Source organism: Bradyrhizobium sp. NBAIM18 (genome assembly GCF_020193825.1).
GTDB classification, from domain to species: Bacteria; Pseudomonadota; Alphaproteobacteria; order Rhizobiales; family Xanthobacteraceae; genus Bradyrhizobium; species Bradyrhizobium yuanmingense.
Map to the genome: position 1 here is coordinate 449,789 of NZ_JADYVO010000002.1, position 22,713 is coordinate 472,501.

Annotated in this window: 19 protein-coding genes and 1 tRNA gene; 6 read left to right on the top strand and 14 right to left on the bottom strand. The window is 64.1% G+C overall.

Features of this window, described 5'->3' with window-relative positions:
- Nucleotides 1-3 precede the first annotated feature (3 nt).
- A complete protein-coding gene (locus I6F17_RS06225) occupies nucleotides 4-312 on the bottom strand; it encodes a hypothetical protein (RefSeq protein ID WP_225124304.1) in 309 nt (102 codons plus the stop codon).
- Nucleotides 313-688: 376 nt separating this feature from the next.
- Between I6F17_RS06225 and I6F17_RS06230 the strand changes: the two genes are divergently transcribed.
- Genes I6F17_RS06230 through I6F17_RS06240 form a run of 3 tightly spaced genes read left to right on the top strand, consistent with a single transcriptional unit; the run spans nucleotide 689 to nucleotide 5,628 of the window.
- Nucleotides 689-1,861, top strand: a complete 1,173-nt coding sequence (locus I6F17_RS06230) for an efflux RND transporter periplasmic adaptor subunit (RefSeq protein WP_225124265.1) — start codon at nucleotides 689-691, stop codon at nucleotides 1,859-1,861.
- Nucleotides 1,858-5,001 (top strand): multidrug efflux RND transporter permease subunit, encoded by a 3,144-nt coding sequence (locus tag I6F17_RS06235; protein ID WP_225124266.1) that lies wholly within the window; start codon nucleotides 1,858-1,860, stop codon nucleotides 4,999-5,001. Before I6F17_RS06230 ends, I6F17_RS06235 begins: the two co-directional genes overlap by 4 nt.
- Before the next feature lie 60 nt (nucleotides 5,002-5,061).
- Nucleotides 5,062-5,628, top strand: coding sequence for an invasion associated locus B family protein (locus I6F17_RS06240; protein WP_225124267.1), 567 nt, complete (start codon nucleotides 5,062-5,064; stop codon nucleotides 5,626-5,628).
- Between the two features lie 9 nt (nucleotides 5,629-5,637).
- Here the strand turns inward: I6F17_RS06240 and I6F17_RS06245 are convergent, their stop codons facing one another.
- From I6F17_RS06245 to I6F17_RS06270, 6 genes are all read right to left on the bottom strand, one after another.
- A complete protein-coding gene (locus I6F17_RS06245) occupies nucleotides 5,638-6,000 on the bottom strand; it encodes a DUF1428 family protein (RefSeq protein WP_036034331.1) in 363 nt (120 codons plus the stop codon).
- Between the two features lie 172 nt (nucleotides 6,001-6,172).
- A tRNA-Gln gene (locus tag I6F17_RS06250) sits at nucleotides 6,173-6,246 on the bottom strand.
- A gap of 158 nt (nucleotides 6,247-6,404) precedes the next feature.
- Nucleotides 6,405-7,307 (bottom strand): ribonuclease Z, encoded by a 903-nt coding sequence (gene rnz / locus I6F17_RS06255; protein WP_225124268.1) that lies wholly within the window; start codon nucleotides 7,305-7,307, stop codon nucleotides 6,405-6,407.
- 51 nt (nucleotides 7,308-7,358) lie between these two features.
- Nucleotides 7,359-8,342, bottom strand: a complete 984-nt coding sequence (locus I6F17_RS06260; protein ID WP_225124269.1) for an antibiotic biosynthesis monooxygenase — start codon at nucleotides 8,340-8,342, stop codon at nucleotides 7,359-7,361.
- Nucleotides 8,343-8,357: 15 nt separating this feature from the next.
- Nucleotides 8,358-9,755, bottom strand: coding sequence for a guanine deaminase (gene guaD, locus I6F17_RS06265; protein ID WP_225124270.1), 1,398 nt, complete (start codon nucleotides 9,753-9,755; stop codon nucleotides 8,358-8,360).
- A 15-nt stretch (nucleotides 9,756-9,770) separates the two neighbouring features.
- Nucleotides 9,771-10,988 (bottom strand): multidrug effflux MFS transporter, encoded by a 1,218-nt coding sequence (locus I6F17_RS06270; protein WP_225124271.1) that lies wholly within the window; start codon nucleotides 10,986-10,988, stop codon nucleotides 9,771-9,773.
- Between the two features lie 512 nt (nucleotides 10,989-11,500).
- On the opposite strand from I6F17_RS06270, the gene I6F17_RS06275 reads away from it, so the two are divergent.
- Entirely contained in the window at nucleotides 11,501-12,085 is a 585-nt protein-coding gene (locus I6F17_RS06275) for a DUF1349 domain-containing protein (RefSeq protein ID WP_225124272.1), read from the top strand.
- Nucleotides 12,086-12,098: 13 nt separating this feature from the next.
- On the opposite strand, the gene I6F17_RS06280 is transcribed toward I6F17_RS06275, so the two are convergent.
- Nucleotides 12,099-12,725: a TetR/AcrR family transcriptional regulator gene (locus tag I6F17_RS06280; RefSeq protein WP_225124273.1), complete on the bottom strand. Its 627-nt coding sequence runs from the start codon at nucleotides 12,723-12,725 to the stop codon at nucleotides 12,099-12,101.
- 199 nt (nucleotides 12,726-12,924) lie between these two features.
- Here I6F17_RS06280 and I6F17_RS06285 point away from each other — a divergent pair, with 199 nt between their 5' ends.
- Both I6F17_RS06285 and I6F17_RS06290 read left to right on the top strand, forming a co-directional pair.
- Nucleotides 12,925-14,169, top strand: a complete 1,245-nt coding sequence (locus tag I6F17_RS06285; RefSeq protein WP_036001246.1) for an efflux RND transporter periplasmic adaptor subunit — start codon at nucleotides 12,925-12,927, stop codon at nucleotides 14,167-14,169.
- A 161-nt stretch (nucleotides 14,170-14,330) separates the two neighbouring features.
- Entirely contained in the window at nucleotides 14,331-17,519 is a 3,189-nt protein-coding gene (locus I6F17_RS06290) for a multidrug efflux RND transporter permease subunit (RefSeq protein WP_225124274.1), read from the top strand.
- A gap of 36 nt (nucleotides 17,520-17,555) precedes the next feature.
- Here I6F17_RS06290 and I6F17_RS06295 read toward each other — a convergent pair whose 3' ends face one another.
- From I6F17_RS06295 to I6F17_RS06320, 6 genes are all read right to left on the bottom strand, one after another.
- Nucleotides 17,556-18,068 carry a hypothetical protein gene (locus tag I6F17_RS06295; RefSeq protein WP_036034349.1) on the bottom strand — a complete coding sequence of 171 codons (513 nt, stop codon included), beginning with the start codon at nucleotides 18,066-18,068 and terminating at the stop codon, nucleotides 17,556-17,558.
- An 86-nt stretch (nucleotides 18,069-18,154) separates the two neighbouring features.
- Nucleotides 18,155-18,601: a MaoC family dehydratase gene (locus I6F17_RS06300; protein WP_036001252.1), complete on the bottom strand. Its 447-nt coding sequence runs from the start codon at nucleotides 18,599-18,601 to the stop codon at nucleotides 18,155-18,157.
- A 484-nt stretch (nucleotides 18,602-19,085) separates the two neighbouring features.
- Complete coding sequence (locus I6F17_RS06305) at nucleotides 19,086-19,508, bottom strand: hypothetical protein (protein ID WP_036001255.1); 423 nt, start codon at nucleotides 19,506-19,508, stop codon at nucleotides 19,086-19,088.
- A gap of 12 nt (nucleotides 19,509-19,520) precedes the next feature.
- A complete protein-coding gene (locus I6F17_RS06310; protein ID WP_007592399.1) occupies nucleotides 19,521-19,742 on the bottom strand; it encodes a hypothetical protein in 222 nt (73 codons plus the stop codon).
- 113 nt (nucleotides 19,743-19,855) lie between these two features.
- Nucleotides 19,856-20,674 carry a lytic murein transglycosylase gene (locus I6F17_RS06315; protein ID WP_036001257.1) on the bottom strand — a complete coding sequence of 273 codons (819 nt, stop codon included), beginning with the start codon at nucleotides 20,672-20,674 and terminating at the stop codon, nucleotides 19,856-19,858.
- Between the two features lie 40 nt (nucleotides 20,675-20,714).
- Complete coding sequence (locus I6F17_RS06320; RefSeq protein WP_225124275.1) at nucleotides 20,715-22,568, bottom strand: NAD(P)/FAD-dependent oxidoreductase; 1,854 nt, start codon at nucleotides 22,566-22,568, stop codon at nucleotides 20,715-20,717.
- Between the last annotated feature and the right edge of the window lie 145 nt (nucleotides 22,569-22,713).

Here is a 22,713-nt window from a genome sequence, read left to right on the forward strand (position 1 = left end):
AGATCAAAACGATTCTAAACTGCCCCGCTCTCTGAGCGAAGGATGCGTCCCTAGACGCAAATCGATTGCTGGCCACTCGATCGCCGCTCTGGGTTTCATCAGCCACAGCAACTCGTCGACGGTCTTCGCAACGGCGCGCACGCGATCGGTGCTGTCCATGCCGGCGATGTTGGCGCCGTTGACAACGGCTTTGATCTCGTCGCGAAAGTCGGTGAGGAAGCACAAGGGATCGCGCTGCTCGTTGGCGACACGCGCGATCAATCCCTCGATCAGCATCTGGCACGCGATCAGCTTGCCGTTCAGCTCGTCCAGGCTTTGCTCCGTCGATGCGGCGCCGAAATGGACGATGCCGAAATCCATGATAACCGAAACGGCTACGAGGCGACTTAGCACCGTTCTTGCGGCAGATCCGAATGACGCCGCGGCGCGGGGGGCCGATCGGTCCCGAGCACACTGCTCCGCGTGCTGCGCAAGACTTGCACGCCGGCCGGTCGCGGTGGGAAAACGCGGCATTGCACGTCGCCGCGCCAGCGAGCAGCCTACACGGTGCAAAGCTTTCCAATTGTTTAGGATTCTCACCCGATAGTGCTGTTTACTCTGGAAGTTGGCGTGTATTATACATCATGCTGGAACCGTACGATTGCCCCGATATTCGTAGCCGAGGGCATACGAGCCGATACGAGACGACATGAACAAGTCCCGGCCGATCCTTTGGCTTCCGATCATCGCGGCCGTGGCTTCCGCCGGCTATTATGGTTGGCAGAAATTCGGCACGTCCGAGGCGGGAAAAACCCAGACCGCACAAAAAGGCCCGCCTCGCCCCTCCGCCGTCCCGGTCAGCGTTGCGCCGGTTCAGAAGACCGACTTTCCGGTCTATCTCACTGGTCTCGGCACGGTTCAGGGCTTCAACACGGTCCAGGTCCGAAGCCGTGTGGATGGCCAGATCGACAAGCTCGAATTTAGGGAAGGCCAGATCGTCAAGCAGGGCGATCTCCTGGTTTCGATCGATCCCCGCCCCTATCAGGCCACGCTTGACCAAGCCAAGGCCAAGAAGGCGCAGGACGAGGCCAGTCTCGCCAACGCCAATCTCGAGCTCCAGCGCGCCACGAAGCTCGGCGAATTCGCCACCGCCCAGCGCGTCGACACACAGCGCTCCACCGTCGCTCAGCTCACCGCCCAGATCGCCGCCGACGATGCCGCGATCTCCAACGCCCAGACTCAGCTCGATTACACCCAGATCAAGGCGCCGATCACCGGCGTGGCAGGCCTGCGTCAGGTCGACATCGGCAACATCGTCAACGCTTCGTCGCAGACCGCCATCGTCACGATCTCGCAGGTCGAGCCGATCGCCGTGATCTTCACCGCGCCGGAAGACCAGCTCCCCTATATCAGCGAGGGCCAGAAGGCCGGCGCGCTCAAGGTGATCGCCTTCACCACCGACGGCAAGAGGACGCTGGCCGAGGGCAAGCTCGCGGTGATCAACAACCAGGTCGACGCGACCAGCGGCACGATCCGGCTCAAGGCGGTGTTCGACAACAAGGAAAGAACGCTGTGGCCGGGGCAATCGGTCTCGACGCGGCTCCTGGTGCGAACGCTGAAGGATGCGACGGTCGTTCCGGATGACGCGGTCCAGCGCTCCACCAACGGACTCTATGCCTATACGGTCAACCAGGACAACAAGGCCGAACTGCACAAGATCAAGGTCAGCTATGGCATCGACGGTCATTCGGTCATCGAGGAAGGATTGAGCCCCGGTCAGCAGGTGATCGTCGGCGGACAGTTCAAGGTGCAGCCCGGAAGCCTGGTGTCGACGGCGGTAGCAAGCTCGGATCCGACTCAGAACAAGGTTCGACAGCAATGATCGGGGGCGGGATTTCGGCGCCTTTCATCCGATATCCCATCGGCACCTCGCTGCTGATGGCCGGCATTCTCTTCGTCGGCCTGGTCGCCTATCCCCTGCTCCCGGTCGCGCCCCTGCCGCAGGTGGACTTTCCGACCATTCAGGTCACCGCCAATTTGCCCGGCGGCAGCCCCGAGACCATGGCTTCGTCGGTGGCGCAGCCGCTCGAGCGGCAATTCGCCCAGATTCCTGGCATCGCGCAGATGACCTCGACGAGCTATCTGGGCACGGCGTCGATCACCATCCAATTCGACCTCAACCGCAACATCGACGGCGCCGCCAACGACGTACAGGGTGCCATCAACGCGGCCAGCGGCCAGTTGCCGAGGAACCTGCCGTCGCCCCCGACCTACCGCAAGGTCAACCCCGCCGACGCGCCGATCCTGCTACTGTCCGCGACATCGGAGACGCTGCCGCTGACCAGCGTCAGCGATGCCGTCGACACCCAGCTCGCCCAGCAGATCAGCCAGCTCTCGGGCGTCGCCCAGGTCTTCATCGGCGGCCAGCAGAAACCCTCGATCCGCATTCAGGTCGATCCCGCAAAGCTGGTCGCCAAGGGCTTGTCGATGGAGGATATCCGCAGCCAGATCGCGATCACCACGGTCGACAGCCCCAAGGGCAATATCGACGGCGAGAAGCGGGCCTATACGATCTACGCCAACGACCAGCTCACCCACGCGAAGGACTGGAACGACGTCATCATCGCCTATCGCAACGGCGCTCCGTTGCGAATCCGCGATATCGGCCAAGCGGTCACCGCTGCCGAAGACGCCAAGCAGGCGGCGTGGGCCAACGGCAAGCGCGGCGTGTTCCTGGTGATCTTCAAGCAGCCCGGCGCCAACGTCATCGAAACCGTCGACAGGATCAAGGCGACCCTCCCTCGTCTCGTGGCGGCGATCCCGCCCGCGATCAAGATCGAGCTCATCAGCGACCGCACCGCGACCATCCGTGCCGCTGTCGAGGACGTCCAGTTCACGCTGCTCTTGACCATTGTGCTCGTGGTCATGGTCATCTTCATCTTCCTGCGCAGCTTCTGGGCGACCGTCATTCCTACCGTCACGGTTCCGCTGGCGCTGCTGGGCGCGTGCGCCCTGATGTGGCCGGTGGGCTATTCGCTCGACAATCTGTCGCTGATGGCGCTCACCATCGCGGTCGGTTTCGTGGTCGACGACGCCATCGTGATGCTCGAGAACATCACGCGCTACATCGAGGAAGGCGACTCGCCGATGGAGGCCGCCTTCAAGGGCTCCAAGGAAATCGGCTTCACCATCGTCTCCATCAGCATCTCGCTGGTCGCGGTGCTGATCCCGCTGCTCCTGATGGGCGGCATTATCGGGCGCCTGTTCCGCGAATTCGCCGTGGTGCTGGCGATGACGATCTTCGTTTCGATGTTCGTATCGCTGACGCTGACGCCGATGATGGCCTCACGCTTCCTGCGCGCCCATGGCGAGGTGCAGCACGGCCGCTTCTATCAATGGAGCGAGCGCGCCTTCGACGCGATGCTGCGCGGCTACGAATATGGGCTCGATCACGCCCTCGCCTGGCGGCGCACCACGCTCGCGATCTTCTTCGTCACGCTCGGCCTGTCGATCTACCTGTTCGTGCTAATCCCCAAGGGCTTCTTCCCGCAGCAGGACGTCGGCCTGATCACGGCCACGTCTGAAGCCTCGCAGGACATCTCGTTCAAGGAGATGGTGAGACGCCAGGAGCAACTCGGCAAGATCATCCTGGCCGATCCCGACGTTGCCAGCGTTGCCATGTCGATCGGCGGCAGCGGCCGTGCCGGCAACAACGGCAACCTGTTCATCACGCTGAAGCCGCGCAATGAGCGTGACGCTTCGGCCCAGCAGATCATTGCGCGTCTGCGTCCGCAGTTCGACAAGGTCCAAGGCGCCCGCCTCTACATGCAGGCGGCCCAGGACGTGCGGCTCGGCGGCCGACCCACGCGCACTCAGTTCGAATTCACGCTGCAAGACGCCAATCTGGACGAGCTCAACGAATGGGCGCCGAAGATCCTCGCCAAGATGCAGACGCTGCCGGAGCTGCGCGACGTCGCGACCGACCAGCAGACGCAGGGCACAACGGTCCAGCTCAAGATCAACCGCGACACCGCCGCCCGCTACGGCATCCAGCCCCAGCTGATCGACGATACGCTGTATGATTCCTTCGGACAGCGGCAGGTCACGCAATATTTCACGCAGCTCAACACCTACAAGGTGATCCTGGAAGTCCTGCCGGAGATGCAGGGCGATCTCGAGACGCTGAACAAGCTCTACGTGAAATCGCCGCTGACCGGCGACCAGGTGCCGCTGTCGACCTTCGCGAGCTGGACCACCGATCCGGTCCGCCCGCTCTCGATCAGCCATCAAGGCCAGTTCCCGTCGATCACGATCAGCTTCAATCTCGCGCAAGGCGTCGCGCTCGGCCAGGCCACCGAGGCCGTGCAGAAGGCGATGGCGGAGCTCGGGACGCCGCCCACGCTGAATTCGAGCTTCCAGGGCACCGCGCAGGCATTCCAGCAATCGCTCGGCACCGTGCCGCTCCTGATCCTCGCCGCGCTGGTCGTGGTCTATCTGATCCTCGGCATTCTCTACGAGAGCTACATCCATCCGATCACGATTCTGTCGACGCTACCCTCGGCCGGCGTCGGCGCGCTCGCGATCCTAATGGCGGCCGGATTCGACTTCAGCCTGATCGCGCTGATCGGCATCATCCTCCTGATCGGCATCGTGAAGAAGAACGGCATCATGATGGTGGACTTCGCGATTGCCGCCGAGCGCGACGAGCACAAGACGCCGGAGGAATCGATCCGCCAGGCCGCACTGCTGCGCTTCCGCCCGATCATGATGACGACGATGGCGGCCCTGCTCGGCGGCGTGCCCCTCATGCTCGGCCACGGCACCGGAGCCGAAATCCGCCAGCCGCTCGGCTACGCCATGGTCGGTGGCCTGATCGTCAGCCAGGCGCTGACGCTGTTCACCACGCCGGTCGTCTATCTCTACCTCGACAAGCTCAACAACTGGTTCTCGACTTGGGGCCGTTCGGACGACGAAGGCGAGGAGACGCCCGAGCACGGCAGCGTCAAGGAAGCCGCCGAGTAAGCTAGCGCCGCGCCTGCCGCGACGCTACAGCGAGACCCCGGTTCGCAAATGCGGTTTCCCATGCCTGTGCAATCCAGACTTGTCGCCCTTGTCGCTGCTGTCCTGTTGTCAGCGGGCGCAGCACACGCCCAGCAGGGCGCCAAGAAGAACGCCGCGCCCGCCCCGGCCGCGCAGCCCGCGCCTGCCCCGACACAGGCGCAGGCTGACGGTGCTTCCGGACAGCCCGGCTGGATCGTCCGCTGCACCAGCGCAAGCCGCGACGCGCCGCTCGAATGCGCGAAGGAGCAGAATGCGGTGCTGACCAAGACGGGCCAGACCGTCGTCCTGATCAACATCCGCATCGCGCCCGACACCCGCACGCCGATCGCGCTTCTGCAATTGCCGCTTGGCCTTAACCTTCCGGTCGGGGCCAAGCTCCAGGTCGACGAAGGCAAGACGTTCGATCTCCAGATCCAGACCTGCGAGAATCGCGGCTGCTACGCCTCGACCCCGGTTGCGCCGGCCCTGCTCGCCGCCTTGCGGTCGGGCAAGCAGCTGAAGGTCTCTTTTCAGAACATGGCCAAGGAGACCATCGCGATCCCGATGCCGCTCGGCGATTTCGCGGCGGCCTACGACAAGATCAAGTAGCGGGCTTCCTCACGTCACGATGTCGCTCGCCCGGAGCAGCGTCGTGAAGCCGCCATAGATCATGCGCTTGCCGTCGAACGGCATGCCCTCGAACTTGATGCGCGGGTCCGCCATCACCTTCTTGTTGATGGCATCGCGGCTCTCGCGGTCCCGATAGACGATCCAGGCGAACACCACGACCTCGTCCTCCTTCGCGATCACAGCGCGCGGAAACGAGGTGAGCTCGCCATAGGGAACGTCGTCGCCGATGCATTCGACGTAATCGAGCGCGCCGTGCTCCATCCAGATGGCGCAGGCTTGCGTCGCCAGCGCCTTGTAGGCCTCGGTATTGTCCTTCGGCACGGCGAGAACGAAACCATCGACATAGGGCATTTGCGGATCTCCTTGGGTTGTCCAGCCCAAGGACGATCCAGCGCGCGGCGATCCGACTTGGAAATGCAAATACTAGGTGAGGCAAACCGTCGCGAGCAGCGAGGCAGCCCATCAACCTGCCTGCCATCCTGCCCAGGGACCGGAATCATGCCTTTGCGAAAGCGCCCGGAACTGGCTGGGGAACCTGGATTCGAACCAAGACAAACAGAGTCAGAGTCTGTTGTGCTACCGTTACACCATTCCCCAACGGAATAGTCGAACAAATTCAAAGGCCTGCTTGATTTGTTCGACTGTGGCCGGGAAGCGCATCGCGCCAATCGCGGCTCAGGCGTGGCAGCCTTCTACCCGCTCGCATCTGGGCTGGCAAGCGCTGCGGTGGACGGATCGGGTCAGGGCGCGTTTGATCAGACGACGATGTGGTCGAAGTCTGCGGCGATCCGGGTGTTCGGGAAGATTTCTGCCGCCTCGGCGAGAATCTCTGCGTCTTCGTAGCGCCCCGACATATGCGTCAGCACGAGCTGTCCGACCTCGTTCGCGGCGGCAAAGGAGGCCGCTTCTGCCGCGGTGAGATGGCCGTAATTCCGCGCGGTCGGCGCGTCGCGATCGAGGAACGTCGCCTCGATCACCAGCATGTCGGCGCCGGCGACGTATTGCGACAACCCCTCGGTGGTCTCGGTGTCGCCGATCACGACGAGCTTGCTGCCGCCGCTCACAGGACCCAGGACCTCTTCCGGATCGATGGTTCGGTCGGCAACCACGATCGGTCGGCCGGCGGCCAACTCGCCGCGCAACGGACCGTCGGGGACACCGAGCGCGATGAGGCGATCAGGCCGCAGATGACGGCGCGCGGGGCTTTGGAAGATGAAGCCGAAGCTGTCGGTGTCGCGGTGGCGGACCGGAAAACAGTCAACGGCGAATTCACCGGTATCGATAGCTCGTCCCTCGGTCAGCGCTTCGAACTGGACGGCGATCGGCGCCCTGCCCGCGCCCCACAGGCCGGCGAGCATGCGGGTGACGAGGTCGAGCGTGCCCGCGCCGCCGTGAACGGTCATTATCTCGGACGTCTGCCGCAAGCCGAGCGTCGAGAACAATCCGGGGATGCCGAGCACGTGGTCGAGATGGGCGTGGGTGAGCAGGATGCGGTCGAGCCGCCGGAAGCCGGCGCCGCTGCGCAGCAGCTGGCGCTGCGTGCCCTCGCCGCAATCAACGAGGACGCGCTTGCCTGCGGCTTCCACGAGGAGCGCCGGATGGTTGCGCTCCGCCGAGGGAACGCTCGCCGATGTCCCGAGAAACGTCAGGGCGAACATGGTCGTCGATATCCAGCGACCGCCCTTCTCCGCGTCAATAGGTTGGCGGTCTCACCGTCCCCAATGCCACGCGAGCAGCAGCGCGTACAGGGCCATCGACGCGGCATAGAGCACGGCAAGCAGCACGAAGCCGGCGATCTGGCGACCGAGCGTCGCCTTCGGCGTCACCCACCAGTCGAGCGCCTTGAAGGCGGCGGGCACCAGCCACCAGCCGAGTAGCTGGGTGCTGACGAGATTGCCGAGGAACAGCGACAGCCAGACCGGCACGCCGTTTCTGTCGATCAGGGGCGCGCTGATGAAATAGCCCCAGAGGTAGACCACGGGATAAAGCACCAGGAGAACGATCAGGTTGCTCTTCCAGATGAAACCGGGCCCTTGCTCCGGGGCCGACGTCTTGCCGGCCGGGAACCAGAAATTGAAGCCGTAGCTCGCCCGCCTCACGTGCATTCCGGCATTGAAGCGCTCGCCCTCCTTCAGCAACGTCTGCCGTAACGGCGAGTCGAGCCAGGCATTGAGATTGGCGTCGCTGTCGAAAGACAGGATGATGATCCATTCGTCGTGCAGGCCCGGAATCGGCCGCTCGATCTTGTGCCGCAGAAATCCCTTGAACTCGGCCTCCGCGGCCTGGATGCGCTGCTGCCATTTCAGGAACGCGTCCTCGAGCCCATCAGGGACTTTGAATGAGATGACGGCCGAGACTGCGCTGTCGCGCGGGACGCCGGTGTCGGGCAGGATATGGACGTCCTCCGAACCGACGAAGAAGCGCTGCACCTCCGCGATCAACTTCGCCCGCACCTCGCTCTGCAGCCAGGCACGTGCCGCAGCCGGGCTCGCGAAACGCAGGATCGTCACCCAGTCCACATGCGCCGGCGGTTGCGGCGGCACCACCTCAAGGCCGAGAAAGCCTGGCCAGACCTTGAGCGCCTCGCCGACCTCACCGTTCCACCGGGCGAACGCAGCAAAGCCGTCGTCGGCGATGCGCCGCTGAATGACGAGAGCGACCGGCTGGCCGGCTGTTTCAGGAGATGCGCTCATTGGCAGCGGTCCGCCTCAGCCTTTCTTGTAGAGACGCTTGCCCATCACCCAGGTCTCGTCGACGCAGCGATCGTCGCCGACCATCATGACGGCGAACAGCATGCTCGCGGCCTCGTCCATCGTGCGCGGGGCGGCGCCGTCGGCGATCAGCGATTGATGCCACGCTTGCGCGACCTGCCCGCCGTTCGGATCGAGCGCGACGAAATCGGCCTCCTTGCCGGGCTCGAAATTGCCGAGCTTGTCGTCGATGTAGAGGCCTTCGGCACCGCCGAGCGTAATCGACCAGAAGCCGCGATAGGGCGAGAGCTTGTTGCGCTCGGCTTCCGCGAGGTCCTTGCGCGCGGGATCGATGCTGCCGTCGAGCAGCGTGTTGTTGCACATGCCGACCTTGTAGGCGTCGTCGAGCACGGAGATCATCGAGAAGCGGTTGCCGCCGCCGACATCGGTGCCGAACGACATCTTGACGCGATGCTCGGGATCGGTAGCCCGTCCGAGGCGGAACAGGCCGCTGCCGAGGAACAGGTTCGAGCACGGGCAGAACACCACCGCCGCGCCCTTCTTCGACATGCGGCGGAACTCGTTGTTGGAGAGATAGACGCCGTGGCCGCCGGAGAATTTCGGACCGACCAGGTCGAACTTCTCGTAGATGCCGAGGTAGTCCTGGCAGTCCGGATGCTCGACAAGCACGCCGCTGCATTCGGCCGGATTCTCGGAGATGTGAGTGTTGACCCAGCAATCCGGATGCTCGTGCTTGAGGCGCTGACACGCCTTCAGCAGCTCCGGCGAGGCACCAAAGGCGAAGCGCGGCGTGATGGCGTAGAGATTGCGGCCCTTGTTGTGGTACTGCGCGATCAGCCGCTTGCTGTCGCGATAGAAATTCTCCGGTGTATCGATGAAATCGGCCGGCGCGTTGCGATCGATTCCGGTGAGGCCCGCGATGACGCGCATGTTGCGCCTGCTCGCTTCCTCGAACAACTCCTCGGTCGAAACGGGCGAGGAGCTCGTGAAGGCCTGGCAGGTGGTGGTGCCTGAGGCGAGCAGCGCATCGAGGAAACGCTTCACGCCCTCGCGCGCGTAATCGCGATCCCGGTATTTGAGCTCTTCCGGGTAGACCCATTTCTGGAGCCACGGCAGGAGCTGCTCGCCATAGGCCCCTAACACGCGCGTCTGCGGCAGATGGATGTGGCCGTCGATGAAGCCGGGAAGGATGATGCGGTCCTTGATGTGGGTGACCTCGACGCCCGGATGGGCGGCGGCAATCCTGTCATAAGGACCGAACGCCTTGATCACGCCGTCAGTGACGACCATGAGGCCATCCTGGTGAAAGCGCGCGGCGGCCGGCTCGTTGCCGACGTGCTTCCAGGGATCGTCGACGAAATCGAAGAACGTGCCGCGAATTCCGACCGTGGTCATGATTTGGTTCCTTATTTAACTGTGTGTCGCTTGCCGCGCCGAGGGCAGCGAGATCGCGAGCAGCGTCCCCGCAATGGCGCAGAGGCCGAGATAGAGCCATCCGATCGGCGCCTGCGTCGCTTCGGGCAACACCGCCGTGATCGCCATGGCACCGCTCACGGCGAGATAGCAGAGCGCGCTGATGAGGCCGCCAACCAGCCCGTGGTCGCGTTCGAACAGGCCAAGCGCCATGCCGTACATCATCGGGCACAGCACGCCGCAGCCGCCGAGCACCAGCGCGCCGCCGATCGCGATCGACGCAAAATCGAGGCCGAGGGTCATGCCCGTCACGGTCAGGACCACCGCACCGGCGAGGAACAGCGCGAAGGCGCCGAAGCCCAGCAAGCGCGCCGGCATGAAGCGTGCGAAATGCGCGCAGCCGAGCTCGCCGGCGAGATTGACCCCGCCAAGCCCGAGTGCGACGAGGCCGTAGATGGCCGCCGAATAGCCGAGACCGGTCTGGTAGAAGAACGGCGCAACGACGCCGAACGCCAGCTGCGCGCTGGCCGCCGCGGCAAAGACCAGCACGAAGGCGAGGAAGCCCGGGCGGACCAGCGCATCGTGCAAGATACCGGCAGTGCGGCGCGGATCGAACGGCGCGCGCCGCTCTGCCGGCAATGTTTCGGGCAGAAGAAACGCGACGATCACGGCGACGATCGCCGCAGCGATGGCAACGACGACGAAGACGCCGCGCCACGAGGTCAGCTCGACGATGAAGCCACCGGCCGCCGGCGCCAGCACCGGCGCAAGGCCCCAGGCGGCACCTAACAGGCCGGAGATCGCGGTGAGCTCGCGGCCGCGGAAACAATCAGCTGCGACCGCATAGGCGACGACGAGACAAGTGCAGCCGCCGATGCCTTGCAGGAAGCGCAAGCCAAGTAGCAGCGAGGCCCTTGTGGCGAGCGCACAGGCGATGCTCATCGCGATCAGCACCGACAGCCCCGCGAGCAGCACGTTTCGGCGGCCAAGGGTGTCCGAGGCGATACCGACCGGCACCAGCGCCAGAGACATGCCGAGCATGTAAGCGGTGACGGTGTTTTGCATCGACGCCGCGTCAGCTGTGAGATCCACCACCATCTGTGGCAGGCCCGGCGTATAGGCATCGAGCGGAATCTGGCTGAACGGCACGACGCACAACAGGATCGGCACGATCCCACTCCTGGCGCGACCGGCGTCCGAAGCAAGTGCAGTCATGGCTTACGCCCCCTCGATGCCCGCGGGTCCTATCTTTTCGTGCGCGCAATGAGAGGCGACGACGCAGGTTGCCGGTCTTGACGCGCGGAACGTGCCAGAACTGTATGTAAAAACTCTTAGAGGTTCCCGTATCGATACGGTTCGCGGCGCTGGATGATCAGGCTCCGGGCACGCTCAAACAAAAATGCGAAAACAACCCCATGCACAGTACGAATGATTGAAGAATTTCGCGCCGCATGGTGCGGGTCCTGCCGGCGAAGGCCGTTTGACACGTCGGGCAGAACAGGCGCAAAGTTGCATGATCGCCGATCGTGAATCCGCAACTCGCGCCGACGCCGTTAACCGGTCGGAAGCCATGGCTGCTATGAAACGTGAGCCGGCCTCGAAATCGGCACCACTGTCGATGGCGCGAGGCTGAACTCTATGCACGCGCCCGATCGCAGTTTGCACGAGGCCATGCTTGTCCGGCAGATGGATCGAGCCACGGCAGGCATCGGCAATCGAGGTTGGAAATGACTCTCCTCAGAAGTGACGGCGTGTGGTTGAACGAACCGAAACGATGGACGGCAGAGGACGATCGCCTCCAGGTCGTGACGGAAAAAGGCACCGATTTCTGGCGAGAAACCCACTACCGCTTTAATCGTGACAGCGGGCATTTCCTGGGCTTTCCAACCGGCGAGGCATTCACCGCCAGCTTACGTGTACAGGGCGACTTCCAGGCGCTCTACGATCAGGCGGGCATCATGGTGCGCATCGACGCGCGACATTGGGTCAAGGCCGGCATCGAACTGTCGGACGGCCGCGCCATGCTTGCAAGCGTGCTAACCGACGGGCGATCGGACTGGGCAACGGCACCCTATGAGCATGATGCCGGAGACTTCTGGGTCCGCGCAACCGTCGCCGACGGCGTCCTTCGTCTACAAGTCTCGGCCGATGGCAAGACCTGGCCTCTCATGCGGCTAGCGCCGTTTCCGGCAGCAAGCTCCTATCTTGTGGGCCCGATGGCCTGCACGCCCGAGCGGGCGGGACTGGAAGTCGTGTTCTCGAACTTTCGTCTGACACCGCCGCTTGGAAAGGACCTGCACGACCTGAGCTAAGCGGCCTTGTGATCTATCGCGCTCCCGAGCGGGCAGATCGTGGCTCCGCCGACTGCGCCGCGACCGCCTGCACGGCGACATCAGCGACCTGCCGCAGCGCTTCACGATCCGCGCCCGAAGATGCCATCACGCCCATGCCGACCGACACCGCCGAGATATAGCGCGCGAGCGCGGCCGGATCGGCGCTCTCCTTGAGATCGCCCTCCGCCTTGGCGCGGATGAAGCGGTCGCGGAGCTGGTCCTCGTTCTGGGCGCGGCGCGCGGCGAGCTCGAACGGGACGTTCTCGGAGCCGGTGCCGCAGGCGATGCCGCCCTGCACGAGCAGGCAGCCGGGCGGATTGGCGGGATCGGTCTGCTTGTCGGCGATGCCCATCAGCATCCGCTCCGCCACCTCGCGAGCGGTGGGCGCTGCGACCACCTCGTCCATCCAGATGTTGCGCAGCGTGGTGTAGCGGTCGAGCGCAGCCTTCAGCAGGCCTTCCTTGTTGCCGAAGCAGGCGTAGAGACTGGGCGGATTGATGCCCATGGCCTCCGTGAGCTGGGCAATGGTCGCGCCCTCATAGCCATGGCGCCAAAACACTTCCATCGCCTGGTCCAACGCCGTTTCGGCGTCGAATTCGCGGGGGCGTCCCATGCCCATGTGCCTGTCTCCTCGGATTCGGCGTGCTGTCTCAGCCTAACGCCGGATCCTATCTATTTGTTCTAGCTTTCTTTTTCTTGTGTCTTCCAATCGTCGCGGTATCGGCGTACAATTTTCTTAGTGATTGGTACATAAGTATCTTGCACTGCGGTATCCAGCTCCACATCTGTAGTGAACACTACATATCTGGAGCGCGCAAATGCATCCCTCCCAAAATACCTCCCGTACCGGCCATTTCCGCCGCCTTCTGGGCGGCGTCGCCATCGTGGGCGCCCTCGCCGCGGCCGGCTCGATCGTGACCGGCCGCTATTTTCATGCGGCGCAAGCGACCGCACCGGCGGCAGCGGCCGAGCAAGCTGTTTCCGTCACCGTCGCGATGATCGAGCCGCGGCAGACCGTGCTGTGGGACGATTTCTCCGGCCGGCTCGAGGCGATCAACCGTGTCGAGCTCCGCCCCCGCGTTGCGGGTGCGATCATGTCGGCGAACTTCACCGAGGGAGCGCTGGTGAAGGCCGGCGACGTGCTGTTCAAGATTGATCCCGCCCCCTATGCTGCCGAGGTCGACAAAGCTGCCGCCCAGCTCGAGGCCGCCAAAGCGCGCGTCGTCTTCACCCAAAGCGAGCTCGAGCGTGGCGCACAGCTCGTCGGCAACGCCGTGGTCACCCGGCGGGACTACGACCAGCGCGACAACGCCAATCGCGAAGCAATCGCCAACGTCAAGGCGGCCGAGGCGACGCTGCAGACCGCAAAGCTCAATCTCGACTACACCGAAGTGCGCGCCCCCGTGGATGGCCGCGTCGGCAAGATCGAGGTCACCGTCGGCAATCTCGTCGCCGCCGGCACCGCCTCGCCGGTGTTGACCTCGCTGGTCTCGGTCAATCCGATCTACGCCTCGTTCGATGCGGACGAAGAGGTGGTGCTGCGTGCGCTGAACTCGATCGCCGATGCTTCCGGCCAACGCGGCAAGCTCGACCAGATCCCGGTCGAGATGACGACCTCGGGCGGCCTGTCCGCGAAGGGCAACATCCAGCTGATCGACAACCAGGTCAACGGCCAGAGCGGCACCATCCGTGTCCGCGCGGTGTTCCGCAACGACGATGGGCGTCTCATCCCCGGCCAGTTCGCGCGCGTGCGCATGGGCCAGCCGAAGCAACAGGCGCTGGTGATGATCGACGAGCGCGCGATCGGCACCGACCAGGACAAGAAGTTCGTGATGGCAGTCGGCGACGACAGCCGCGCCGTCTACCGGCCGGTCACGCTCGGCGGCGCCGTCGATGGGCTTCGCATCGTCACCTCGGGCCTGAAGTCCGGCGACCGCATCGTCGTCAATGGTCTGCAACGCGTACGTCCGGGAGCCCTCCTCAAGACGGAGGTGGCGGCGATGGGTGCACGGGGGCCGCAGCAGGCGTCGAACCACAGCAACCAGGACGTGGTGCAGCGTTAATGCACCCCGTCATCCCGGGGCGCGCATCGCGCGAACCCGGGATCTCGAGCGTACGAAACTCCGAACACATCACCTCTGGATTCCGGGTTCGCGCTTCGCGCGCCCCGGAATGACGAGTGGAGGTCTCGGAGAACATCAGGATATCGCCCAGGGGCAAGGCCATGAATCTGTCAAAGTTCTTCATCGATCGTCCGATTTTCGCCGGCGTGCTGTCGGTCCTGATCTTCCTTGCCGGCCTGATCTCGCTGTTCGCGATGCCGATCTCGGAATATCCGGACGTCGTGCCGCCCTCCGTCGTGGTGCGCGCGACCTATCCCGGCGCCAACCCCAAGGTTATCGCGGAGACAGTGGCGACCCCGATCGAGGAGCAGATCAACGGCGTCGAGAACATGCTCTACATGTCGAGCCAGGCGACCACCGACGGCGCGATGACGCTGACGGTGACGTTCCGGCTCGGCACCGATCCCGACAAGGCGACGCAGCTGGTGCAGAACCGCGTGCAGCAGGCCGAGCCGCGCCTGCCGGCAGTGGTGCGCCAGCTCGGCATCATCACCAAGAAGTCCTCGCCCGACCTCACCATGGTGGTGCATCTGTTGTCGCCGAACGGCCGCTACGACATGACGTACTTGCGCAACTATGCCGTGCTCAACGTCAAGGACCGGCTGGCGCGGATCGACGGCGTCGGCGACGTCCAGCTCTATGGCGCCGGCGACTATTCGATGCGGGTCTGGGTCGATCCGCAGAAGGCGGCCGAGCACGGCCTGACCGCAAGCGACATCGTGCGCGCCATCCAGGCGCAGAACGTCGAGGCCGCCGCCGGCGTGGTCGGCTCCTCTCCGAACGTCAAAGGCATCGATCTCCAGCTCTCGGTCAATGCCGAAGGCCGGCTCGCCAACGAGGAGCAGTTCGGCGACATCGTGGTCAAGACCGGCACGCGCGGCGAGGTCGTTCGTCTGCGCGATGTCGCGCGCATCGAGCTCGGCGCGTCCGAATACGGCCTGCGCTCGCTGCTCGACAACAAGCATGCGGTGGCAATCCCGATCTCCCAGGCGCCGGGCTCCAACGCGCTGCAGATCTCCGACAACGTCCGCGCCACCATGGCGGAGATCAAGAAGAACATGCCGGAGGGCGTGTCCTACCAGATCGTCTACGACCCGACTCAGTTCGTTCGCTCCTCGATTGAAGCCGTCATCCACACGCTGTTGGAAGCCATCGCTCTCGTGGTGCTGGTGGTGATCCTGTTCCTTCAGACCTGGCGGGCCTCGATCATCCCCCTGCTGGCCGTGCCGGTGTCGATCGTCGGCACCTTCGCCGTGATGCACGTGTTCGGCTTCTCGATCAACGCGCTCACCCTGTTCGGACTCGTGCTCGCCATAGGCATTGTCGTCGACGACGCCATCGTCGTGGTCGAGAACGTCGAGCGCAACATCGAGTCCGGGCTGTCGCCGCGCGATGCCACCTATCAGGCCATGCGCGAGGTCTCGGGCCCGATCATCGCGATCGCGCTGGTGCTGATCGCCGTGTTCGTGCCGCTCGCCTTCATCTCCGGCCTCACCGGGCAGTTCTACAAGCAGTTCGCGCTGACGATCGCGATTTCGACGGTGATCTCCGCCATCAATTCGCTGACGCTGTCTCCGGCGTTGTCGGCGCTGCTGCTCAAGGGCCACAACGAGCCGAAGGACCGGCTGACGCTGATCATGGAGAAGAGCCTCGGCTGGTTCTTCCGCGGGTTCAACAAGGCGTTCACGCGGTCTTCGGAGAACTACAGCGGCAGCGTCGGCAAGGTGATCTCGCGTAAGTCCGCGATGATGGGCCTTTATGTGGTCCTCGTCGGCCTCACCGCATTTCTGTTCCAGCAGGTGCCTGGTGGATTCGTGCCGGGCCAGGACAAGCAATATCTGGTCGGCTTCGCTCGCCTGCCCGATGGCGCCACGCTCGACCGCAGCGAAGAGGTGATCCGCAGGATGAGCGACATCGCGCTGACCCAGCCCGGTGTCGAGAGCTCGGTAGCCTTCCCGGGCCTGTCGATCTCCGGCTTCACCAACTCATCCAATGCCGGCATCGTGTTCTCGACGCTGAAGCCGTTCGACGAGCGCAAGGATTCCTCGCTCAGCGGCCCTGCGATCGCGGCCGAGCTGAACAAGAAATATGCCGGCATCCAGGAAGCCTTCATCGCCATGTTCCCGCCGCCGCCGGTCAACGGCCTCGGCACCATCGGCGGCTTCAAGCTGCAGATCGAGGACCGCGCCGGTCTCGGCTATGACGCCCTGAATGAGGCCACCAACGCCTTCATCGCGGCGATGCAGAAGGCGCCGGAGATCGCCGGCGTGTTCTCCAGCTTCCAGGTCAACGTGCCGCAGCTGTTCGCCGACATCGACCGCACCAAGGCGCTGCAGCTGGGCGTGCCCGTGACTGAGGTGTTCAACACGCTGCAAATCTACCTCGGCTCCTACTACGTCAACGACTTCAACAAGTTCGGCCGCACCTATTCCGTCCGCGTCCAGGCCGACGCACCGTTCCGCGCCCGCGCCGACGACATCAGGCAGTTGAAGGTGCGCTCGTCGTCCGGCGACATGGTGCCATTGTCGGCGCTGCTCAACATCCGCCAGAGCGCGGGACCGGAGCGCGCGATCCGCTACAATGGCTTCCTCTCGTCCGACATCAACGCGGCGGCCGCGCCGGGCTTTTCATCGGGCCAGGCGCAGGAAGCGGCGACGCGGATCGCGGCGGAGGTGCTGCCGCCGGGCTTTGCCTTCGAATGGACCGACCTGACCTATCAGGAGTTCATCGCCGGCAATTCCGGCATCTGGGTGTTTCCGCTGGCGATCCTGCTGGTGTTCCTGGTGCTGGCCGCGCTCTATGAGAGCCTGACCCTGCCGCTATCGATCATCATGATCGTGCCGATGGGCTTGCTCGCCGCAATGTTCGGCGTCTGGATCTCCAAGGGCGACAACAACGTCTTCACCCAGATCGGCCTCATCGTGCTGGTCGGCCTCTCCGCCAAGAACGCGATCCTGATCGTCGAATTCGCGCGCGAGCTCGAATTCGCCGGGCGCACGCCGATCCGGGCTGCGATCGAAGCCAGCCGCTTGCGGCTACGCCCGATCCTGATGACGTCGATGGCGTTCATCATGGGCGTGCTGCCGCTGGTGCTCTCGACCGGCGCGGGCTCGGAGATGCGGCGCGCGATGGGCGTTGCCGTGTTCTCGGGCATGATCGGTGTCACCGTGTTCGGCCTGTTCCTGACGCCGGTGTTCTATGTGCTGCTCAGAACCGTCACGGGCATGAAGCCGCTGGTTCATCACGGCAGTGACATCAGCGCAGCGCCGGTCCAGGGGCCTGCCGAGTGAACAGCGTCCCGCCGCGGCACGCCCCCGGCGGGACCATCATTTCCGGTTCTCCTCGCAGAATTTCAGCGCCGCCAGCGCCTCGCCGGCCCGCGGGATCTGCATCTCGATGCTGTCATCCTCGTCGTCCTCGAAGTCGAGCGTGAGGCGCTTAGCCTTTGCGAGGCGGTCCATGATCGACTGGTCGTAGGCGAAGATGCCGCGCACCGTGGTCTTGTCCATGACCTCCCACTTGGCCTTCTTCATGATGTCGGCATCGTCGGTGCCGACATCGGCCCGGAGGATCTCGCCGACCTTGTCCCATTCCCAACCGTCGTAGATCATCACGATCACGATCGCCTGCTCCGAATAGGTGATCACGATGACGTAGTCGCGGTTCTCGTCATCCTTGTCCTTGTAGCCGCGGCTGGCATTGCAATGGGTGTCCTGCGCCCGCTTCTCGATGGTCCAGTCGCCGACTTTGGATTGTTGCGCAAGCGCGGGCCTCGAGCTCGAGGCGGTTGCGCTCAAGACGCAAGCGAGAATTCCGGCGGCAAGAAGAGATCGTTTCATGTCGGCCTCCAGCGCGTTCCCCGCGCCGAGATGACCACCTCTCCCGGCGGCTCGCAAGAGGGCGAGGCGAACGGCCGGCGGCCGTCCTATCCCCGCCGTGGCACGATCGCGATCGGAGTGAAGGTGTAAACCTCCTCGCCGTTCTGGTTGAACATGGTCCATTTCACCAGCGCGATGCCTTGCGGCTTCGATTTCGACGGCGTCAGGCTCATGACCTCGCCGACCAGATGCAGGCGGTCGTTGGGCCGCACCGGCATGGTCCAGCGCAGGCCGTCCACACCGGCGCCGATCAGCGGATGCGGGCCGAACGGACGGGTCTGGATCGCAAGGTTCATCGCGATCGCGGCGGTGTGCCATCCCGAGGCGGCAAGCCCCTTGAACAGGGTCTGCTTCGCCGCCTCGTGGTCGAGATGCATCGGCTGCGGATCGAACTCGGCGGCAAAGCGCTTGATGTCGGCCTCGGTGACCACGACTTCGGGGGATTTGAACTGCATTCCGATGGTGAGATCGTCGAACCACTCGACCTGCGCCATGATTTTGCCTCGCAAAATGACGTGCCGCTCCCGAAGAGACGGCTCAAAATCGACTGAGCCATGAGGGATATAGCGGGCCCGCAGCGCACAAACCAGCGCAAGGTTCCTGACGAAACCCCTTTCCCGATGCGACGAAACACGCCTGAAACAGATGGCGGCTTAAGTAGTTGTCAAAATAAATACAGGGACGGCCACCATGCAGTTCATCCTCGACCTGATCTACGAATATTCGTGCTGCCAGAACCTCGTTTCCCAGCCGCTGCAGGAGGACGAGCTATGATCGAGCTGATCTCAGCCCTGCTCGCGCTGTGCAGCATCGGCGTCTTCGCGGCGCATGCGTTCGACGCTTACCGCACTACCCATTCCTGACCGTTCTGACGCTAAAGCGCGATGCGATTAGGATAAATCGTCATCGCGCTTTAGGTTGTTGTTTGAGCATGATCTTTTTGGAATACCGCTCCGCACTTTTCCTCCGGATCATGCTCTAGAAAGGTCGCCGGTAGAAGTGCTCGGAATGCGTCGCCGGCGGAAACCGGTTGGCGAGCGCAAGCGCCCCCCTCTCGTCCGTCTCGAGCGCGATCTTCTGCGCCAACATCACATCGCCCGGTACCAGGAAGCCTGACGGGACGAAGCACCACCCCATCGTGGCGCGCCCCTCGCTATCGACCTCGTGGACGTTGGCGGCTGTGCCGTAGTGGATGCGATAGGTCCGGCCGGTGTCGCAACCGACGACATCGAAATACCGAAATTGCTCGAATTGCGCGCGCTGCGCCGGTGACAGCCATTCGGCCAGAAGCCGGCGGCCGCGCGCATCCGGCGTGTTCTCGCCGAAGAAGCGGCGATAGAGTTCACGCAGCGCATGCAGGCGCGCACGCGCCGGCGCGCGGAGCCAAACTGCCGCGATCATGAGCAGCTCAGTTCAACCGCCGACCAGGCGGGGATAGAACAGCGTTTCCTGCGCGGTCGGATCGAACGATCGGATCCGGGTCACTTCGCCGGGTCCGGTTCGAAGCGCGGCGGTGAAGCCCGCTCCGGTCAGCTCACGAAAGCGCCGTTCGGCTCGCGCCAGCGCTTCGGCATTGCCAGGATCAAACTCGTGGCGCGTATCGCCAGTTTGGTCCATCACGATCTGGGTAGCCATGTTGAGTCTCCTCATGCCCAGCCCTGAACTTGATCAAAGCAAACCTCGTGCCGTCGGTTCCAGAAGGCAACAACTTTCTCTCGCCGTCGCATCACACGTCGCTGAGCAAGAGCTCAGCGTGAGGCCGCGGCACTCCCGCCCTCGTCGATCTGCCGGCCCATCAGCGCGATCGCCTTCTGATAGACACCAGCGGCATTCCAAGCCTCGATGGCAGCAAAATTGGGCTCGCCCGGCTGGTATCCGGCTCCCGCACGCCAACCATGGGCTTTGAGGAAATTCGCGGTCGAGTTCAGCGCATTGGCCGCAACTTCGAGATTGCCGGTGCCGTAGGCCAGAATGCTCTTGGGCATGAACTGGGTCTGGCCGACCTCGCCATGCATGGAGCCGCGGGTCGATCCCGACAGCGTACCGCGGTCGATCAGCTTCAGGGCGGCATAGAGCTGGTCGGTGAAGAATTCGGGACGGCGGCAGTCATAGGCGAGGGTCGCAATCGACGACAGCATGTTCTGGTTGCCGCGCTGGCTGCCGAAGCCGGTCTCCATGCCCCAGATCGCGATCAGCGGCCCGGGCGGGACGCCATAGCGCTGCTCGATCGAGGCGAACAAGGCGGCCTGCGACTGCTTGAGCTGCCGGCCCTTGGCGACGATGGTGGTGGCGCCGCGCTTGGCCAGGAACTGGTCCAGCGTCAGCGAGAAGCTGCGCTGGCCGCGGTCGGCCGCGATCGTGGCGCTGGCATAGTTCGTTTGCATCAGCGCCGACAGCGCGGTGGGGCCGATGCCCTTGCCCTGCGCCTCCGCGCTGAACTCGCGCTTCCAGGCCTCGAAGCCGGCCGGCGAGCTGCCGCATTGCGCGGCCTCGGCGGAGGATGCCAGGCAACCGAGCAGCGTCATTGCGCCAAGAACCGCTCCCGCAACAGCCCTGCCCCTGATCATGCCCGACCTCTCCTGTCCTGTACCGCTCGGCGGCGCAATCTTACCCGCTGGAATGCGCCGACTCCATGGCCCGATCATAGGACAATTCGAGGCCTTCCAGGTTGCCCTCTTTGCGCCATTTGTCGAGCAGCCGCAGGAATGCCACCGGCCCGCGCCAATATTGGCTGTTTCTTGCCGCGATCGGATCGAACACGCCTTCGTTATTGTAGTAGCCCGGCGTGCATTCGGCGAGATAGGTCTGCCGACCGAGCGCGGCCTTGACGACCTCCTCGACCCAGGCGTTCTCGGCCGCAAGCGTCGGCTCCAGGGTGCGTGCGTTGCGCTCGCGCGCCTGCTTGATGACATAGGCGATGTGCTGCGACTGCTCGTCGATGATGTGCGGAAAATTGGCGCTCTGGCCGGCCTGCACGGTGACGATCAGGAAGCAGTTCGGAAAGCCGCGGCTGTAGAAGCCGTGCAGCGTCTTGACGCCGTCCTGCCAGCGCTCGGACAGGCTCATGCCGTCGCGGCCATAGACCTCGAAGCCCATTCGGCGCGCGTAATCGGTGCCGACCTCGAAGCCGCTGGCATAGATCAGGCAGTCGAGTTCGTAGGCCTTGCCGCCGGCGACGACGGCATTCTCGGTGATGCGTTCGACGCCCTTCCCCCCGGTATCGACGAGATGCACATTGGGACGGTTGAAGGTGTCCAGATATTCGTCGTGGAAGCACGGCCGCTTGCAGAACGCCTTGTACCAGGGCTTGAGCGCAGCCGCGGTCGCCTCGTCCTTGACCACGGTGTCGACGCGCGCGCGGATCTCCTCCATCTTGCGGTAGTCGGCCTGCTCGATGACCTTCAGCGCTTCCTCAATCGAGGTCACCGGCTGCTTTTGCCGGCGCGGTGCCAGCAGGATTTCGCCGAGCAGGCCGGTCCAGCCGTCCTGCACCAGGTCCTGCTCGAACGGCTCGCCTGAAATCACGGCGGTAAAATTGTCCATGCGCTCGCGCTGCCAGCCTGGCTTGAGGCTCTGCGCCCAGGCCGGGTCCGTCGGACGATCGTCGCGAACGCCGATTGCGGACGGCGTGCGCTGGAACACATAGAGCTCCTTGGCGGAGCGGCCGAGATGCGGCACACATTGCACGGCGGTGGCGCCGGTGCCGATGATGCCGACGCGCTTGCCGGCAAGACCGGTAAGGCCACCATCCGCGTTGCCGCCGGTGTAGCCGTAATCCCAGCGGCTGGTATGAAAGCTGTGACCTCTGAACGTCTCGATGCCGGCAATGCCCGGCAGCTTCGGACGGCTGAGCGGACCGCCGGCGAGGATGACGAAGCGCGCTCGGATCTGGTCGCCCCTGTTGGTCTCGACCAGCCACCGCGCTTCCTGCTCCCGCCATGTCATCCGCGAGATGACGGTCTGAAACAGCGCGCGCTCGTACAACCCGAAATGACGGCCGATGCGGCGCGAGTGCTCGTAAATCTCCGGCGCCCGGGCATATTTGCGCACGGGCATGTAACCGGTCTCTTCCAGCAACGGCAGGTAGATATAGCTCTCGGTATCGCAGGCGGCGCCGGGATAACGATTCCAGTACCAGGTGCCGCCGAAGTCGGCTGCCTTTTCCACGATACGAAAATCCGCGATGCCGGCCTCGCGCAATCGCGCGCCACACAGCAGGCCGCCGAAGCCACCGCCGACGATGAGCACTTCGGTCGCTTCGTTGATGGCCGCGCGCGCAAATCCGGGATCGGCCCAGGGGTCGTCGAGATAACGGCCGAACTCGCCCGCAACCTCGACATACTGCGCCTTGCCCTCGGCGCGCAGACGGCGGTCGCGCTCGTCGCGATAACGGGCACGGAGGGCGGAAATATCGACCGTAGAAGCGCCGCTTGCATCGGTCTTGTGTCTTTCCGCTGACATTCGATTCCTCCCGCGCATGCTGCTTCGTCGGCAGCTCACCGCACGTTAGCGCCGAAAAAGCGCGGCATGCAATCACGCTGATAGTTTTTTGCGTGAACGCTGCGTGACCTTCCGCTAACCTCGAGCGCAAATCACGAGCCTATGC

Excerpts from the sequence above, each read along its gene's own strand:
- I6F17_RS06230 (WP_225124265.1), top strand. The coding sequence starts at position 689 with ATGAACAAGTCCCGGCCGATCCTTTGGCTTCCGATCATCGCGGCCGTG.
- I6F17_RS06235 (WP_225124266.1), top strand. The coding sequence starts at position 1,858 with ATGATCGGGGGCGGGATTTCGGCGCCTTTCATCCGATATCCCATCGGC.
- I6F17_RS06240 (WP_225124267.1), top strand. The coding sequence starts at position 5,062 with ATGCCTGTGCAATCCAGACTTGTCGCCCTTGTCGCTGCTGTCCTGTTG.
- I6F17_RS06245 (WP_036034331.1), bottom strand. The coding sequence starts at position 6,000 with ATGCCCTATGTCGATGGTTTCGTTCTCGCCGTGCCGAAGGACAATACC.
- rnz (WP_225124268.1), bottom strand. The coding sequence starts at position 7,307 with ATGTTCGCCCTGACGTTTCTCGGGACATCGGCGAGCGTTCCCTCGGCG.
- I6F17_RS06260 (WP_225124269.1), bottom strand. The coding sequence starts at position 8,342 with ATGAGCGCATCTCCTGAAACAGCCGGCCAGCCGGTCGCTCTCGTCATT.
- guaD (WP_225124270.1), bottom strand. The coding sequence starts at position 9,755 with ATGACCACGGTCGGAATTCGCGGCACGTTCTTCGATTTCGTCGACGAT.
- I6F17_RS06270 (WP_225124271.1), bottom strand. The coding sequence starts at position 10,988 with ATGACTGCACTTGCTTCGGACGCCGGTCGCGCCAGGAGTGGGATCGTG.
- I6F17_RS06275 (WP_225124272.1), top strand. The coding sequence starts at position 11,501 with ATGACTCTCCTCAGAAGTGACGGCGTGTGGTTGAACGAACCGAAACGA.
- I6F17_RS06280 (WP_225124273.1), bottom strand. The coding sequence starts at position 12,725 with ATGGGCATGGGACGCCCCCGCGAATTCGACGCCGAAACGGCGTTGGAC.
- I6F17_RS06285 (WP_036001246.1), top strand. The coding sequence starts at position 12,925 with ATGCATCCCTCCCAAAATACCTCCCGTACCGGCCATTTCCGCCGCCTT.
- I6F17_RS06290 (WP_225124274.1), top strand. The coding sequence starts at position 14,331 with ATGAATCTGTCAAAGTTCTTCATCGATCGTCCGATTTTCGCCGGCGTG.
- I6F17_RS06295 (WP_036034349.1), bottom strand. The coding sequence starts at position 18,068 with ATGAAACGATCTCTTCTTGCCGCCGGAATTCTCGCTTGCGTCTTGAGC.
- I6F17_RS06300 (WP_036001252.1), bottom strand. The coding sequence starts at position 18,601 with ATGGCGCAGGTCGAGTGGTTCGACGATCTCACCATCGGAATGCAGTTC.
- I6F17_RS06305 (WP_036001255.1), bottom strand. The coding sequence starts at position 19,508 with ATGATCGCGGCAGTTTGGCTCCGCGCGCCGGCGCGTGCGCGCCTGCAT.
- I6F17_RS06310 (WP_007592399.1), bottom strand. The coding sequence starts at position 19,742 with ATGGCTACCCAGATCGTGATGGACCAAACTGGCGATACGCGCCACGAG.
- I6F17_RS06315 (WP_036001257.1), bottom strand. The coding sequence starts at position 20,674 with ATGATCAGGGGCAGGGCTGTTGCGGGAGCGGTTCTTGGCGCAATGACG.
- I6F17_RS06320 (WP_225124275.1), bottom strand. The coding sequence starts at position 22,568 with ATGTCAGCGGAAAGACACAAGACCGATGCAAGCGGCGCTTCTACGGTC.